A 16434-nucleotide genomic window follows, 5' to 3' on the forward strand; every position below is an offset into this window, starting at 1 on the left:
CAAAAGCCGTTCTCGCGCCGAAGCGCTCGTGACGTCTTTTGTTGACGTTTTGCTGTTCAGTTTTCAAGGTTCATGTTGTCGCTCAGATGTTATTCGTTTTTCGTTTCTCTCTTGGCGACTCCTATTATATTAAAGCATGTTTTCATAAGTGTCAACACTTTTTGCGATAAATATTATATTTAAAAAGTATTCCACTATTGTTAATGAGTTTCTTCTATATAAGCGTTTGATAAAAAGCCTTTTGATTCATTAACATTTACCTTCTTTTTCAAATTTCCAGCAATAAAAAACAGCGCTTGATAAGCACTGCTTTTATCGGATCTTCACTTTTCGGTTCCTTGCTTCTTTCAGCAGAAACAGGTATTTGCTTTCGATGACCTTTCTCTCTGTGATGACGAATAGGTCGTAATCATCTGAGAGTTCCTCAAGCCTTTGGGCTTTCTGAAGACTTTGCTTTATTTCAATGAACTGGTTGATGAGCTGTTCATCGAATTCTTTTTTCAATTTCCCTCTTTTTGAAAACAGCATTTGCCAATCTCCTCTTCAGCCCTATCTTACTGGGCAGTAAAACTCCCACTTTTGCAAGTGGGAGAATGCTTAACTATAATTACAAATCTGGTATTAGAGTTCACGCCGGCCTTCTAAAGCTTTTGATAAAGTCACTTCATCTGCATACTCTAAATCTCCGCCGACTGGAAGGCCATGCGCAATTCTTGTCGTCTTGATGCCGGATGGCTTCACGAGACGGGAAATGTACATAGCCGTTGCTTCACCCTCGATTGTCGGGTTCGTCGCCAAGATCAATTCCTTTACGGTCTCGTCTTGAAGCCGCTTCAACAATGACGGTACGTTAATGTCTTCCGGCCCGATTCCATCCATTGGAGAGATCGCACCTTGCAGCACATGATACAGACCCGTGTAATCGCGCATCTTTTCCATTGCAATAACATCTTTCGGATCTTGCACTACACAGATAGTGGAACGGTCACGGCTTTGATCCTGGCAGATATGGCAAGGATCGATGTCTGTAATATGGCCGCAATTAGAACAAAAACTTAAATTCCGCTTTGCATCCACTAACGCTTTCGCAAAATCAAGAACGGTATCTTCTTTCATTCCGAGCACAAAAAATGCCAGCCGGGCCGCTGTTTTCGGCCCGATTCCTGGCAACTTCATAAAACTCTCCATTAATTTTGAAATTGGTTCAGGGTAATGCATACTGTTTCCTCCTAGAACATGCCAGGAATATTTAAGCCCTTAGTGAATTTCCCCATTGTGGAATTCGCATGTTCATCCGCTTTTTTAAATGCTTCGTTTGTAGCTACGATCAATAAATCCTGCAACATTTCAACATCTTCCGGATCAACAACAGATGGATCCAATACGAAATCCAAAACTTCTTTGTGGCCTGATACGGTAACTTTCACCATGCCGCCGCCAGCTGATCCTTCAAATTTCAATGTTCCTAATTCTTCTTGGGCCTCTGCCATCTGTTTTTGCATTTTCTGCATTTGTTTCATCATGCCTTGCATATTTCCGCCACCGCGCATAATTGTTTCCTCCTTAAGATTCGTTTAATTAGTCTTCCTGTACTTCGACAAAGTCTTTTCCGAAAAGCCGCTCCGCTTCAGCAATGAACGGATCTTCTTCCGCTGCTTCGCCTTCCGCCGAGAAAGGATGTTCTTCTTCCGACTCTGCCTGTCTTTCCTCTGCACCTGATTTCAATCCATTGCTCTTAATGAAATCTTCTCGGATTTTTAGCCAGCTTTCATCCGGTACAAAGATGGGCGTATACGCTTTCCCTGTATATTGCTCAAGCAGCTGGCTGAAAGCAACAGAAAAGGTTTGGTTATCTGCTGCCATCTGACAATGAATATCATACTTGAATTTTAACACAAAAGCATCCGGTGAAGCCGCCACGGGCTCCGCTTCGTTCAATAAAGCCGAATGGGATTTCTGCAGCTGGGCCATCACCATCGCCCAATTGGTTTTAATCGCCTGGATATCCGGTTTCGTCGCATTTCTCAAGACATCTTCAATCCGGCCAACCGGCGTCTTGTAGCTGCTTTGCGAACGCTGGCGTCTCTTCGGTTCTGCAGCGGCCCCAGCCGGTGCTGCCGCAGCTCCATTTTTCAGCTGCTGCTGAAGTTGGATGACCAATTGCTCCAGCTGATTCACTTTTGCTTCCAATTCCGGCGAAGCGGAAGCTTGAGAAGATGAAGTTAAGGCAGGCGCGTCCGCTTGCACCATTTTCAGCAAGGCCGTTTCCATATAGATTTTTGTATGGTTGGAAAAGCGCATTTCCTGCTGCGTTTTCGTGAGAACATCAATCCACTCATATAATGTCGCTGGATTAAATTGTTTCGCCAACTCTTCAAAACGCGGTTCGTGGCTCGCAAGCTCCAGCATATCGTGCAAATCCGGCGCTGTCTGGATCAATAGGAGATCGCGGAAGAAAGTGATGAAATCCTCCACCAAACGGACCGGGTCTTTCCCCTCCCGCACCAATTGTTCAAGCAGTGTGAGCGCTTGTCCGATATCTTTTGCCACCAACGCTTCGGCAATATCGTAGAACATGTCTTGGCTAATCGATCCGGTCACGAGCAACGCATCTTCAAGCGTCATTTCGTCCCCGCTGAAAGAAACGACTTGGTCGAGTAAGCTTAGGGCATCCCGCATCCCGCCTGCAGCAGCCTGCGCAATCACTTTCAGCACTTGTTCGTTGTACGGAATTTCTGCATCCGTCAATACTTCGACCATTCGGTCCACGATGTCTGCTTGCGTCAACCGTTTGAAATCAAAGCGCTGGCAGCGTGAAATGATGGTCAGCGGCAATTTATGCGGTTCGGTTGTGGCGAGAATGAACACCACATGTTCCGGCGGCTCTTCCAATGTTTTTAACAACGCGTTGAAGGCACTATTCGAAAGCATATGCACTTCATCGATGATGTAGATCTTAAACCGAGAATTCGCTGGTGAGAACCGGACTTTCTCGATAATTTCCCGCATTTCCTCTACACGCGAGTTGGACGCCGCATCAAACTCAATGACGTCTGTATTTGAACCTTCGGTGATGCTGCGGCAAGAAGTACATTCGTTGCATGGTTCGGCAACGGGCGCTTGCTCACAGTTCAGTGCTTTGGCAAAAATCTTTGCTGTACTTGTCTTCCCTGTTCCTCTTGGTCCCGAGAACAAATAAGCATGCGTGGTCTTATTGTAAAGGAGAGCATTTTGAAGGGTTTGTTTGATATGCGACTGACCTGACATTTCAGAAAAGGACTGCGGTCTGTACACACGATAAAAAGCTTGATACGCCAACGGTTTTCTCTCCTTTTGTAAAATCTGTTTTCGGTCCTTTAATTATACCATAAATGAGAGGTTCTTCTGAATGATTTCTCCCGGTGAATGTCCCTTAGGACAAACAAAAAACCTGCTCGCAATAACTTGCGGACAGGCTCTGAGTTTTAAAGTTAATGCCGTGCACCTTTCTTCGACTGCTGCACACAAGCGTTACCCTTGTCGTTGGCTCGATCTAGGCAACCCCGCGGCACATGAAAAGTTCCACTTAATGCTGCTTCCTTCCGGACCTGACATGGTTCATGGGTTCCCATTGCGCAGGACCCAGACGTCAACACTACGTGCAAGAGGCAGACCTTGCATACAAACAGCCTCAGAAAGGAATTCAGTCCTGCTAGAGCGGATTGCAGGTTACAGGACACCGCTACCTTCCCACCTAGCACGGCATTTATTAGTATACGAATATTCCTTAAAAAAATCAATCCGTAAGCTTTATTAAAATAAAATCCTATTAAATCCCCTATTCCATTCAAGTTTTTTCACGAGTTTAAAAAAATCTCAAAAAAATTCTTTGAAAGTGTTGACAGCAAATATCAATCCGTGATAAATTAATTCTTGTCTGATACGGAGGAATACCCAAGTTTGGCTGAAGGGATCGGTCTTGAAAACCGACAGGGGAGTCAAATCCCGCGGGGGTTCGAATCCCTCTTCCTCCTCCATTTTTTGAATTTACACGCGCATATAAATTCGAGATTGGATTCGTTACGCAAGTAGCGAATTTTTCTTGACTGTTATATGTCTGAAGATTTTGATACATAAACTTTTAAGCAGAGGGCTTTCGCCTTCTGCTTTTTTATTTGCGCCCCGTCTATTTCCCGGGAAATACGAAACCCCTTTAACTCCATTGAGCTAAAGGGGTTTTGTGTTTTATTTTTTTAAGACAGCCGTTTGTTGAAGGAAGTTTCCGATGCGCTCCAGGATTTTCTCCGAGCAGTCCGGATCGTTCATCAAATCATAGTCGCTGATGTTCAGGCGCAGGACGGGGCAGCCGTTAAAGCTGTTGATCCATTTCTCGTAGCGTTCATGCATCTCCACCCAGTATTCGACAGGAGTCTGCTGCTCCATCAAGCGGCCGCGCTCCTGGATGCGCCCTAGAATGTCTTCAAGCGAGCCTTCCAGGTAAATCAATAAATCCGGATGCGGGAAATACGGCGTCATGACCATCGCCTCGAACAAATTCGTATACGTTTCGTAATCGACATTGTTCATTGTGCCTTTTTCCCAGTGCATTTTCGCAAAAATGCCGGTATCTTCGTAAATCGAACGGTCCTGAATAAAGCCGCCGCCGTATTCAAACATCCGCTTTTGTTCTTTGAAGCGTTCAGCCAGGAAATAGATCTGCAGATGGAAGCTCCATTTCTCGAAATCATCGTAGAACAAATCCAAATAAGGATTCGTGTCCACTTTTTCAAACGAGGTCCGGAATTGCAAGGCATCTGCCAAAGCTTTTGTCATTGTCGACTTGCCGACGCCTACTGTCCCGGCAATCGTAATAACAGCATCCGAAGGGATGCCGTATTTTTCGCGTAAATTCATATTGATAAGCTCCTTTGTTGTAAAGTTTCGTCCACTTTTCTTAAAATCAGCTGCAGATCTGCTTCATTTTGGACGAAATCGATTTCATCTCCGTTAAAGCGAAGAACCGGTATTTCCGGATGCGCCTGTTCAAAAACTTCGATGAAGGCATGGTAGTCAGCGGCAAGCTGCTCCATGTATTCCGGCGTGATCATTTTTTCAAATTCGCGTCCGCGCAGCTTGATGCGCTTCATCAGCGTATCCAGGCTCGCATGCAAATAAATGATGATATTGGGTTTAGGCATGTCTGCGGTCAAGATACGGTAAATCGCTTCGTATTTGGCATACTCCGCTTCCGGCAATGTGCGCTTCGCAAAAATGAGATTTTTAAAAATATGGTAATCCGCTACGACAGGTTCACGGTTTGAGATGAACTTTTTCTGGATATCGGATAATTGTTTATAGCGATTGCATAAAAAGAACATTTCCGTCTGGAAGCTCCATTCTTCAATATCTTCATAGAATTTATTGAGAAACGGGTTTTCGTCCACGATTTCTTTTAGCAGTTGGAATTGGTTTTGTTCAGCAATTACTTTCGTCAACGACGTTTTGCCAACGCCTATCGGACCTTCTACCGTGATAAATGGCACCGGCATGGGAAGTCCCCCTCTTTCTTTTCAAGTGTGATGCAGTGCCATTTATTTTACCATAGACAGCACCTGAAAAGTAGAAAAAAAACAGCCGTCCAGTTTAATGGATAGCTGCTTTGAATGTTCCGCCGTGCACTTCCTGCGTGTCCATGATGGTGACAAATGCGGTTGGATCAATGTCTGCCACAATCTGTTTGAGCTTTGAAATTTCCAAACGCGTGACGACGACATAAATGACATCTTTCGCCGATTCTTCAAAACCGCCTTTGCCGTGAAGTTTCGTCACGCTGCGGCCAAGGCGCGAATTGATGGCATCGCCCAGTTCGATAAATTCATCTGAAACAATGAGCACCGCTTTCGTATCGTCCAGGCCTTGAATCACCATGTCAATGGTTTTCGAAGCAATATAATAAGTCAAAATCGAATACATCGCATGTTCCCATCCCAGCACGAAGCCGGCCCATAGGAAAATGAAAATATTGGCGAACATCACGAATTCACCGACTGAAAAAGGCAGTTTGCGCGTCAATAAAATGCCGAGGATTTCCGTCCCGTCCAGCGCGCCGCTATTGCGGATGACGAGCCCTACACCTGCACCCAGGATCAGACCGCCGAAAACCGTGGCAAGCAGCGGGTCATCGACCACTCCAGGAATCGGATGCAGGGGAAATTCGATAATGGCAAGCGCTACAATCGCAAAAATCGAAGAGAGAAAGAAGTTTTTTCCGATGTGTTTGTATCCAAAGAAGAGGAATGGCAGATTGATGACTACCATCAAAATACCGAAAGGAATCGGCGTCAAATAATCCAAAATCAATGAAATCCCGATGATCCCGCCATCGATGATCGAATTAGGCACTAAAAAAAGCTCAATTGCAACAGCAGCCATTGTCGCACCTAATAAAATAAGGCAAAAACGCCCGATAAAATGCCGAAAGGACTCCTTTTTATGTTCTTTTACCATCAAATCTCCCCTATGTGTTCGCCTTTGTCTGTTTAAGCTATTTTTTATTTTACCTTTTATCGGGACGTTTGTCTTGAAAGCGGTTTTAAAATGACAAAAAAATGCTACACTATCCCTAAGGAGCGATGTTTGATGAATGGCAGCGAATTAGATCATTTTTACATGCAATTGGCAATGGAAGAAGCGGAAAAAGCAGCAGCAAAAGGGGAAGTGCCGATTGGGGCAATCATCGTCCGGGACGGGGAAGTGATTGCACGGGCCCATAACCTTCGGGAGACGACGCAAAACGCCGTGACTCATGCCGAATTATTGGCCATCCAGGAAGCCTGCCAGAAACTCGGCAGCTGGCGATTGGAAAATACCCAGCTTTACGTAACCTTAGAGCCTTGTCCGATGTGTGCAGGGGCCATTCTGCAGTCGCGCATTCCGCGCGTCATTTACGGGGCACGCGATGTGAAAGCGGGCAGCGTTGATTCCCTCTATCGGCTATTGAACGATGAGCGCTTTAACCACCAATGCGACGTGACGGAAAACGTCTTGGCAGAAGAATGCGGCCAGCTATTGACGAATTTCTTCCGGGCCCTCCGGGAGAACAAAAAGAAGAAAAAGCGGGAGTCCCTATTGTAAAGGATCTTCCGCTTTTTTCTCGCTTAAAAACTGTGCAATTAACTTGTTCACGATATAAGCCTGTTCATGATGCACCCAGTGGGTAGCCTCGCCGACAAAAACCAATTCGCTGTCGCGGCAGAAATTCAGGCTTTCTTTTGCAAGCATCGGAGACAGAAATTGATCCCCTAACCCCCAGATGATCCGCACCGGCACTCTAATTTTTTCTTCAGGCGTCTGCAGCATGCTGCCTTTTCGGATCGCCCGGTACCAATTGAGCATCGCGGTCAATGCCCCTGGCTGCGCCCAAGCGGATTGATAAGCGGAAATCTCCTCTTCCGAGAACGTGTTTGGCCGGCTCGTCGATACCAAACTGCTGACCATTGTTTTAAAATAGTCCGCTGCCAATGTTTTCTCTGGAAGCTCCGGCATTTGGAAAAAAGCGATATAGGAACTCTTCACCCATTGCGCCGGATTTTTCTTCATGACCCGCGGCATCGCCTTTGGATGCGGAATGTTGACGGCGATGAGCTGATCCACATATTGAGGCTTAGTGGCAGCCAAATGCCAGGCGACCGCACCTCCCCAATCGTGGCCGATAATGGTAGCGCTTGTTCGTTCAAACCCCTCGATCAACCCGACAATATCATCGCGCAATAAATCCAGCGTGTACTGTTCGATGCCTGCCGGTTTGTCGCTCAAATTATAGCCGCGCTGGTCGGGCACAACGACGCGGTAGCCTTTCGCTGCCAGCGGTTCAATTTGATGGATCCAGCCATACCAGAATTCCGGGAAGCCGTGCAGCAGCACGACAAGCGGTCCGTTTTCCGGACCTGCCACTGCCGTATGCAAGGTAATGCCGTTCGTTTTGACATATTCAAAAGAGACCTGTTCCACTTCCATCCTTCCTTTCGATTAGCGTTTCCCTTTCTTTACCCGCTTTCACCAAAATAAAGAGCCTGGAAACAATCTATTTCCAGGCTCTTCTCATTTAGTTTATTGGATGATTTCTTTGCCGCCCATATAAGGGCGCAGCACTTCAGGAATCAAGATGGTGCCGTCTTCCTGCTGGCAGTTTTCAAGCAAGGCGGCTACGGTGCGGCCGATCGCCAAACCGCTGCCGTTTAACGTGTGGACAAATTCCGGCTTGCCATTTGCTTCGCGGCGGAATTTAACGTTCGCACGGCGCGCCTGGAAATCTTCAAAATTGCTGCAAGAAGAAATTTCGCGGTACATTTCCTGGCTCGGAATCCATACTTCAATGTCGTATTTCTTCGCAGCGGTGAAACCAAGGTCGGCCGTGCACATTTTCAAGACGCGGTAAGGAAGGCCAAGAAGCTGCAGCACTTTTTCCGCGTGCCCTGTCAGTTTCTCCAATTCATCATATGAATCTTCCGGCTTCACAAAGCGCACCAGCTCGACTTTATTGAATTGGTGCTGTCTGATTAACCCGCGTGTGTCACGCCCCGCAGAACCGGCTTCAGAGCGGAAATTCGCGCTGTATGAAGCAAAGGCTTGCGGCAGCATGTCCGCTGATAGGATTTCGTCGCGGTAGAAGTTCGTTACCGGCACTTCAGATGTCGGAATCATGAAGTAATCCTCTTTTTCAATCAAGAACGCATCTTCTTCGAACTTCGGCAATTGGCCAGTACCGGTCAAGCTGTCGCGATTGACCATATACGGCGGCAGCATTTCCTCGTACCCATGCTCTTCCTGGTGAAGGTCCATCATGAAGTTGATCAGTGCGCGTTCAAGGCGTGCCCCTAGCCCGCGGTAAAAGACAAAACGGCTGCCCGTTACTTTTGCTGCACGTTCAAAATCGATGATGTTCAAATCTGTCCCCAGGTCCCAGTGCGGCTTCGCTTCAAAGGCGAATTCCGGCTTTGTTCCCCATGTACGGATTTCCACGTTGTCGTCTTCAGAATCGCCGACCGGCACGCTGTCATGCGGAATGTTCGGCACACGCATCATGATGTAATTCAGACGCTCTTCCACTTCACGCAATTCATCGTCAATCACTTTGATCTGGTCGCCGACTTCGCGCATTTTGGCAATGGCTTCGTCTGCGTTTTCTTTATTGCGCTTCATGAGGGCAATGTTTTGAGAAGCTTCGTTGCGCTCCGCTTTCAACTTCTCTGTCTGGGCAATCAATTCGCGGCGTTTGGCATCCACTGTTTCAAAATCGTCCAGCACGGAAATGTCTTCCCCGCGCTTCGCCAGTTTCGTTTTCACTTCTTCAAAATTCGCACGTACATACTTAATGTCTAACATGTAAATTCCTCCTCTAAATTTTCAGTCCATGGAAAAAAGGCAACAAAAATAGCCCCCATCCCTTGGTAAAAGGGACGAGAGCTACCCGCGTTGCCACCCTGATTGACCGGCAAAAGCCAGTCCTCTTCATTACATAACGGCCTTTAAACCGGCAATGGCTTCTGTCGCCATGCAACTCAGGGGTGGATTCACACGCGTTTTTCGCCGGTTCGCACCAACCACCGGCTCTCTTTGGAAAAACAGACGTCCTACTAGTTCCCATCAACGTTTCTACTTTTAAATTAATCATACTTTACTATAAATTGAATCGTTTGGCAAGAGAGCTTCCGCGGCTGGAGGAACCATGTTCAGAAAGTATTCCATGATCCGGTGGTCATCGGTCAATTCGGGATGAAATGAGCAGCCGAGAAACTGCCCGCTCCGCGCCATGACGATTTTCCCCTCATGTTCACACAGCACTTCAACCGATGGGCCGGCACGGACGATATGGGGTGCACGGATGAACACCGCTTCAAAAGCGCCGGCCATTCCTTTGATCGAGAGCGCTGCTTCAAAACTGTCCACTTGACGGCCAAACGAATTGCGCGCTACCACCACATCCATCACCCCGAGATGCGGCTCTTCATACCCTACCACCGCACCTGCCAATAAAATCAACCCAGCGCATGTGCCAAACAGCGGTTTTCCGGTTTCTGCAAACTCCCGCAACGGCCCCATCAAGCCGCAGCGATCGATGGACCGGCGAATCGCAGTGCTTTCGCCGCCAGGCAAAATCAGCGCGTCTAATCCTTCTAAATCTTTTGGGCGCTTTACCGCAACAGCTTCCGCCTTGCAGGCTTCAATTGACCGCATATGCTCACGGACCGCTCCTTGCAGCGCCAATACTCCGATGCGTTTCATCTTACCAGCCCCGCTCTTGCATGCGTTCTTCCGCAGTGATGGTGGAAATTTCAATTCCTTTCATCGCGATGCCCAGGTCTTTTGAAAGCTCCGCGATCAATCGGTAATCCTGGTAATGCGTCGTGGCTTCAACAATGGCACGGGCAAATTTTTCAGGATTTTCCGATTTGAAGATGCCGGATCCGACGAACACCCCATCGGCTCCCAGTTCCATCATCAATGCGGCATCCGCTGGTGTTGCCACGCCGCCTGCCGCAAAATTCACGACCGGCAAACGCCCTAATTCTTTTACTTCTTTCAAAAATTCATACGAAGCCCCTAAATTCCGCGCTTCTGTCATCAACTCGTCTTCGCTCATGGCCACCACTTTGCGCACCTCTGCATTCACTTGCCGCAAATGGCGCACTGCTTCGACAATGTTGCCCGTTCCCGGTTCGCCTTTTGTCCGGAGCATGGAGGCTCCTTCGCCAATGCGGCGTGCGGCTTCGCCTAAATTGCGGCAGCCGCAGACAAATGGCACCGTATATGTATTTTTTAATAAATGGAATTCTTCATCTGCCGGCGTCAATACTTCGCTTTCATCAATGTAGTCAACGCCCATCGCTTCCAGCACACGAGCTTCCACAATATGGCCAATACGCGCTTTGGCCATCACCGGAATCGAGACCGCCTTCATCACTTCTTCGGTAATGCGCGGATCCGCCATCCGGGCAACACCGCCGTCTCTCCGGATATCTGAAGGCACGCGTTCTAATGCCATAACAGCGGTAGCACCCGCAGCTTCCGCAATCCGTGCTTGGTCCGCATTGACCACATCCATAATGACGCCGCCTTTTTGCATTTCGGCCATGCCGCGTTTAACGCGATTAGTTCCTTGTTCACTCATTCCAAATTCCCTCCTCTTTTCTTTACACCTTCAGTATAATAAAGAGTGACCATATAAAAAGAACCAGTTTCATATAAATTCGTAAGGTCAGATAGGAGAATCTTATGGACATGCTGATGTTTCAACTTAAACGCGACGGTGCCATCCCTTTATACAAACAGCTTTACGAAGAAATCAAACAAGCCATCATCAGCGGCAAAATTTCGGTCGGCGTCAAATTGCCCAGCAAGCGCAAGCTTTCGGATTTTCTGGACATTAGCCAGACGACCGTTGAACTGGCGTATGGACAGCTTGTCGCTGAGGGGTTTATTGAAGCGCGGGACCGGAAAGGCTATTATGCCCAAGCTATCGATGAACTGGCTTATCTCGACCTCCCGCAGGAAGAGCCGGTTCAAAGAGAGCATTTCGTGTATCAATATGATTTCAACTCCGGAAAAATTGATACACAGTCCTTTCCATTTGTGGCGTGGCGAAAAATCGCCAAAGAAGTGATGGACGAGAGCAACCACGAACTGCTTCTTTCCGGCCATCCGCAAGGAGATGAGGAGCTCCGCCAGGAAATTGCCCGTTATTTATTTCAATCGAGAGGGGTCGTCTGCGATAAAGACCAACTTATTATCGGCTCCGGTACCGAGCAATTGATGCCGCTGTTGATCCGGCTGCTGGATAAACATGTCGTCTATGGCTTTGAAAATCCAGGATACCCGCTCACGCACACCATTTTTGCCCACCATGACCGGAAAGCCGTGCCGATTGCGGTTGAAGAAGACGGCATTGATATTAGCGAATTAGAAAATTCCGCTGTGGATGTCGCTTACGTGACGCCTTCCCACCAATTTCCGAGCGGTTCGGTCTTGAGTGCAGCAAAACGGGCCCAATTATTGAACTGGGCGGCAGCGAAAACGGAACGGTTCATTATCGAAGACGATTACGACAGTGAATTCCGTTACACAAGCCGCCCCATCCCTGCCTTGCAAAGCATGGATTTGAGCGGCCGGGTCATCTATCTCAGCACCTTTTCCAAATCGCTGATGCCTTCTTTGCGCATTGCTTACATGGTGCTGCCGAAACGGCTACTTGCCGCGTATCAGCAGACGTTTCTTCATTACTCCTCTTCCGTTCCGCGAACCGATCAGCAAATCGTCGCTGAATTTATGAAAGAGGGCCATTTTTCGCGCCACTTGAATCGCATGCGGAAGCTTTACAAGAAAAAATTAGAACAGCTGACTTCCGCGTTGGCTCCGTATGCACCGGCAGTTACAGTTTCGGGCGAACAGGCAGGCATGCACATCGTCTTGACCATCGAGACCCCCTTCTCCGAAAAAGAGCTGCTTGAGCTGGCCAAACAGCAAAAAATCCGGGTCTTCGGCTTGGAATCCTACGATATTTTTGGACGAACACTTACCCCGCCAAAGATTGTCCTCGGTTTTGGCGGCTTATCAGCAGCGGAAATTGAACAAGGCATTGCCAAATTAATGCACTGCTGGGGAATCGATCCCCTTTAAAAGCACAAAAAAGCAGTTCCCTTATTTAAAAGGGGAACTGCTTTTGATTAGAATAAACCTGTAACGAAATCAACGGCTCCAACCCACATAGTAGAGAAGAAGCTTCCGACTGCTTGCATCGATAGAGAGAACCAGTTGGCGCGCTCTACTTTTTCAGTTGTAACGACTTCAGCTCCAGCATTTTTTCCATCCAGGTAGCCATAATCAGTGCCTTCCGTTTTTGCCACTTTAACGGTACCGACCACTTTGTCTTTATCAACGCCAGCTTCCATTTCTCCGTCAGCCAGCACAGATTCATCGATCACCAATTCCGGCTTGTAAGAATCTTTGTCTACTGTGCGGATCAACATCTTAATCGGTTCTTTGACCGCAATATTTACTTTGTCTTCCTTGCCTTTTGTGACAGGCAAAGTTTCTTTTCCTTCAAACTGATAGCCGGCTGGCACGATTTCTTCAGTCGTGAATTGGCCGAAACCGAAATCAAATAAGGCACGGGTTGCATCAAAACGGGCTTTGTAAGAACCTACGCCTTCGCTATCCACAGCTTTCATGACAACGGCAATAAGGCGTGTGTCTCCGCGTTTCGCTGTACCGGTAAAACTGTGTCCTGCAAAATCCGTCGTTCCTGTTTTCAGTCCGTCTACACCTTCGTATTCATAGATTAAACCAGGAAGCATCGAATTCCAGTTTTCCATGTTCGTTGCATCATCCGTGCCTTCACGGAAAACTTTTTGAGGAATCTTTGTTGTTTCTAAAACTTCAGGATACGTGTCCAACAAAGTTTTCGCTAAAAGAGCGACCGACCGTGCCGGCATGACGTTTTCATCTGTAGGGCCTGTACCTTCCGGCTGCATCCCCATCAAGTCTTTATTGCTCAAGCCTGTCGAATTGACGAATTTTGTATCTTTCAAACCGAACTCAGCGGCTTTTTCATTCATCAATCGAACGAATTCACCTTCTGTACCTGCAATTGTTTCCGCAATTCCGATCGTCGCTGCATTCGCAGAATAGATCGCCATTGCTTCATAAAGTTCTTGGATCGTATAGCTTTCATCTTTGCGCAAAGGAACATTGCTTAAACGCAAGTCCTGGGATATTTTGTAAGTATAGTCCGTCACTTTGTATTCCTGATCCCAAGTAATACGGCCTTCTTCAATCGCTTCAAACAATAAATACTCGGTCATCATCTTTGTCATACTGGCAATTCCAAGCGGTGCTTCAGAATTTTGTTCGTATAATATTTTCCCTGTCTCAGCATCAACCAAAATTGCAGCATCCGCCATTATATTCAATGAATTCTCCGCTTTAGCTTGCTGCGGAATGATAATTGTCGTTAAGAAAACAGCCATTACAGTAAGCAACATCGTCATTTTTAAAACATTCTTCACCTGTATAAATACCTCCATCTATAAGTTTACCCATGCTATTCTATCATATTATATTGGTCCTGAAACAAAAACATGTAAAAAGCACCCTTTGCGCCTAAAATTAGACGAAAAAGGGTGCTGAAAGGTTTACTTATTACGAAATGGAATAGTTAGGTGACTCTTTTGTGATTTGAACATCATGCGGATGGCTTTCACGCAATCCAGCGCCAGTCATACGGATAAATTGAGCTTCTTCGCGCAAGGTTTGCAAATCTTTTGTTCCGCAATACCCCATGCCCGCACGAATGCCTCCTAGCAACTGATGGATTGTATCTGATAAAGGTCCTTTATATGGCAGACGACCTTCGATGCCTTCTGGAACCAATTTTTTGGCATCATCTTGGAAGTAGCGGTCTTTCGAACCTTTTTCCATCGATGCGATGGAACCCATTCCGCGGTAAGTCTTGAAACGGCGTCCTTGGAAAATTTCAGTTTCCCCAGGGCTTTCAGTCGTACCCGCGAGCAAGCTTCCTAACATCACGACATGGCCGCCAGCAGCCAATGCTTTGATAATATCGCCAGAATACTTGATGCCGCCATCGGCGATAATCGCTTTGCCGTGTTTGCGTGCTTCTGTTGCACAATCGTAAACAGCAGTGATTTGAGGGACCCCTACACCAGCAACCACGCGTGTTGTACAAATCGAACCTGGTCCGATCCCCACTTTAACGACGTCAGCTCCTGCTTCAATCAATGCTTTTGTGCCTTCTGCAGTTGCTACATTTCCTGCAATGATGGCCAGATCCGGATACATTTGACGGATTTGCTGCACCATATCTAGAACACCTTTGGAATGCCCATGCGCTGTATCTAAGACGATTACGTCAACAGATGCTTTCACTAATTGCTCTACGCGTTTCATCGTATCGGAAGTAACGCCAACAGCAGCGCCAACAAGCAAGCGTCCGTGTGCATCTTTAGCAGCGATTGGGAATTCAATGACTTTCTCGATATCCTTGATTGTGATTAGGCCTTTTAATACGCCATCGTTGTCCACAATCGGCAATTTTTCAATTTTATACTGCTGAAGGATTTTTTCCGCATCTTCCAGCGTAGTGCCCACTGGAGCCGTCACTAATTTTTCCCTCGTCATCACTTCATTGATCTGCAAAGAATAATCTTGGATGAAACGCAGATCCCGGTTTGTGATAATTCCTACCAATTTCTGCTCTTCTTCATTGTTTACAATCGGCACCCCTGAAATACGGTATTTCCCCATCAAATGTTCCGCATCAAACACTTGATGCGTTGGAGTTAAGAAGAAAGGATCGGTAATAACACCATTTTCAGAACGTTTTACAGTAGTTACTTGTTCCGCTTGTTCTTCGATGCTCATGTTTTTATGGATAATCCCTAATCCGCCTTGACGTGCCATTGAAATAGCCATCTTCGCCTCTGTTACAGTATCCATGCCGGCACTGATGATTGGTATGTTCAACTTTATCGTAGAAGTTAATTCCACCGATAAACTTACGTCTTTTGGCAATACTTCTGATCGAGCTGGCACAAGCAATACATCATCGAACGTTAAACCTTCTTTTACAAATTTAGACTCCCACATTATGGACCCGCCTCCTGCTTCCTTTTAAATATTATTGTAAGGTTATCAGCGCCGCTATGCAGTGTCAAGGAAACCCGAAGAAGAAAAAGTATTCGGACTTCTTGGTCAAAGCAACTTTTTAATATCTTCTTCCATTTTCAAAGGAGAAGTTTGCGGAGCATATCGTTTGATGACATTGCCTTCTCTATCAATCAGAAATTTAGTGAAGTTCCATTTGATTCCCTCTGTCAGCATCCCTTTTTGCTCCGATACCAAATACTTAAATAAAGGATCCGCATTTTCTCCTTTGACATCCACTTTGGCGAACATCGGGAAGTTTACCCCATAATTCTTTTGGCAAAATTCCATCGTTTCTTTCTGATCATGGAATTCTTGATCGTTGAATTGGCCGCATGGAAATCCAAGAACCCGAAGACCCTGGTCTTTATACGTTTCATGTAATTGCTGCAGTTCTTCAAACTGAGGTGTAAAACCGCATTTGCTGGCAGTATTCACTATCACCATCGGATGGCCTTTGAAGACTTCCAAAGATTCTTTTTTTCCATCAGGCTTTAAAACTTTAAAGTTATATATTGCATTCATTTTACCCGCCCTTTCAGTTTCTTTTAGAGTATCGCCAAGTAATAGGGCGTTACAAGAAATTTGATTTAAGAAAACAATATAAAACCACAAAAAAAGCCGTTACCGGCTACGGTAACGACTGATTCAGGGCCCAGCGACGTCCTACTCTCACAGGGGGAGACCCCCAACTACCATCGGCGCAAAAGAGCTTAACTTCCGTGTTCGGGATGG

The 16434-nt window shown here is 46.6% G+C and carries 16 protein-coding genes, 1 tRNA gene, 1 rRNA gene, 1 other RNA gene and 1 other annotated feature; of the genes, 3 read left to right on the plus strand and 16 right to left on the minus strand.

Annotated elements, in window-relative coordinates; all coding sequences use genetic code 11:
• Positions 1-312 precede the first annotated feature (312 nt).
• The 5 genes from MTR82_RS11025 to ffs form a co-directional block, all read right to left on the minus strand.
• A complete protein-coding gene (locus tag MTR82_RS11025; protein WP_052649536.1) occupies positions 313-528 on the minus strand; it encodes a YaaL family protein in 216 nt (71 codons plus the stop codon).
• A 93-nt stretch (positions 529-621) separates the two neighbouring features.
• Entirely contained in the window at positions 622-1218 is a 597-nt protein-coding gene (recR, locus tag MTR82_RS11030; protein WP_052649537.1) for a recombination mediator RecR, read from the minus strand.
• An 11-nt stretch (positions 1219-1229) separates the two neighbouring features.
• Positions 1230-1550 carry a YbaB/EbfC family nucleoid-associated protein gene (locus MTR82_RS11035; RefSeq protein ID WP_052649538.1) on the minus strand — a complete coding sequence of 107 codons (321 nt, stop codon included), beginning with the start codon at positions 1548-1550 and terminating at the stop codon, positions 1230-1232.
• A gap of 28 nt (positions 1551-1578) precedes the next feature.
• A complete protein-coding gene (gene dnaX / locus MTR82_RS11040; protein ID WP_246809070.1) occupies positions 1579-3318 on the minus strand; it encodes a DNA polymerase III subunit gamma/tau in 1740 nt (579 codons plus the stop codon).
• Positions 3319-3476: 158 nt separating this feature from the next.
• Positions 3477-3742: signal recognition particle sRNA large type (gene ffs / locus MTR82_RS11045), an RNA gene on the minus strand.
• A 181-nt stretch (positions 3743-3923) separates the two neighbouring features.
• On the opposite strand from ffs, the gene MTR82_RS11050 reads away from it, so the two are divergent.
• A tRNA-Ser gene (locus MTR82_RS11050) sits at positions 3924-4016 on the plus strand.
• 208 nt (positions 4017-4224) lie between these two features.
• Here the strand turns inward: MTR82_RS11050 and MTR82_RS11055 are convergent.
• From MTR82_RS11055 to MTR82_RS11065, 3 genes are all read right to left on the minus strand, one after another.
• Entirely contained in the window at positions 4225-4893 is a 669-nt protein-coding gene (locus tag MTR82_RS11055; RefSeq protein ID WP_246809071.1) for a deoxynucleoside kinase, read from the minus strand.
• Positions 4890-5528 (minus strand): deoxynucleoside kinase, encoded by a 639-nt coding sequence (locus tag MTR82_RS11060; RefSeq protein ID WP_052649541.1) that lies wholly within the window; start codon positions 5526-5528, stop codon positions 4890-4892. Before MTR82_RS11060 ends, MTR82_RS11055 begins: the two co-directional genes overlap by 4 nt.
• A gap of 94 nt (positions 5529-5622) precedes the next feature.
• Positions 5623-6486, minus strand: coding sequence for a YitT family protein (locus MTR82_RS11065; RefSeq protein WP_052649542.1), 864 nt, complete (start codon positions 6484-6486; stop codon positions 5623-5625).
• Positions 6487-6618: 132 nt separating this feature from the next.
• On the opposite strand from MTR82_RS11065, the gene tadA reads away from it, so the two are divergent.
• Entirely contained in the window at positions 6619-7113 is a 495-nt protein-coding gene (tadA, locus tag MTR82_RS11070) for a tRNA adenosine(34) deaminase TadA (protein WP_246809072.1), read from the plus strand.
• Here the strand turns inward: tadA and MTR82_RS11075 are convergent.
• The 4 genes from MTR82_RS11075 to pdxS form a co-directional block, all read right to left on the minus strand.
• Positions 7105-7989, minus strand: coding sequence for an alpha/beta fold hydrolase (locus MTR82_RS11075; RefSeq protein WP_246809073.1), 885 nt, complete (start codon positions 7987-7989; stop codon positions 7105-7107). The two genes, tadA and MTR82_RS11075, sit on opposite strands and share 9 nt — an antisense overlap.
• A gap of 99 nt (positions 7990-8088) precedes the next feature.
• A complete protein-coding gene (gene serS, locus MTR82_RS11080) occupies positions 8089-9363 on the minus strand; it encodes a serine--tRNA ligase (RefSeq protein ID WP_052649544.1) in 1275 nt (424 codons plus the stop codon).
• 67 nt (positions 9364-9430) lie between these two features.
• Positions 9431-9637 (minus strand) — a binding site (T-box leader).
• Positions 9638-9648: 11 nt separating this feature from the next.
• Positions 9649-10263 carry a pyridoxal 5'-phosphate synthase glutaminase subunit PdxT gene (gene pdxT / locus MTR82_RS11085; protein ID WP_246809076.1) on the minus strand — a complete coding sequence of 205 codons (615 nt, stop codon included), beginning with the start codon at positions 10261-10263 and terminating at the stop codon, positions 9649-9651.
• Between the two features lies 1 nt (position 10264).
• On the minus strand, positions 10265-11149 hold the full coding sequence (gene pdxS / locus MTR82_RS11090; protein WP_246809078.1) for a pyridoxal 5'-phosphate synthase lyase subunit PdxS: 885 nt from the start codon (positions 11147-11149) through the stop codon (positions 10265-10267).
• A 104-nt stretch (positions 11150-11253) separates the two neighbouring features.
• Between pdxS and pdxR the strand changes: the two genes are divergently transcribed.
• Positions 11254-12654, plus strand: coding sequence for a MocR-like pyridoxine biosynthesis transcription factor PdxR (gene pdxR / locus MTR82_RS11095; protein WP_246809080.1), 1401 nt, complete (start codon positions 11254-11256; stop codon positions 12652-12654).
• 47 nt (positions 12655-12701) lie between these two features.
• On the opposite strand, the gene MTR82_RS11100 is transcribed toward pdxR, so the two are convergent.
• The 4 genes from MTR82_RS11100 to rrf form a co-directional block, all read right to left on the minus strand.
• Positions 12702-14060: a D-alanyl-D-alanine carboxypeptidase family protein gene (locus MTR82_RS11100; protein ID WP_425024020.1), complete on the minus strand. Its 1359-nt coding sequence runs from the start codon at positions 14058-14060 to the stop codon at positions 12702-12704.
• A gap of 115 nt (positions 14061-14175) precedes the next feature.
• Positions 14176-15642 carry an IMP dehydrogenase gene (guaB, locus tag MTR82_RS11105; protein ID WP_052649549.1) on the minus strand — a complete coding sequence of 489 codons (1467 nt, stop codon included), beginning with the start codon at positions 15640-15642 and terminating at the stop codon, positions 14176-14178.
• A 105-nt stretch (positions 15643-15747) separates the two neighbouring features.
• Complete coding sequence (locus tag MTR82_RS11110; protein ID WP_246809082.1) at positions 15748-16224, minus strand: glutathione peroxidase; 477 nt, start codon at positions 16222-16224, stop codon at positions 15748-15750.
• 128 nt (positions 16225-16352) lie between these two features.
• Positions 16353-16434 (minus strand): 5S ribosomal RNA (rrf, locus tag MTR82_RS11115); the annotation flags it as partial.

This window comes from Planococcus ruber (assembly GCF_022819085.1).
Taxonomy (GTDB): domain Bacteria; phylum Bacillota; class Bacilli; order Bacillales_A; family Planococcaceae; genus Planococcus; species Planococcus ruber.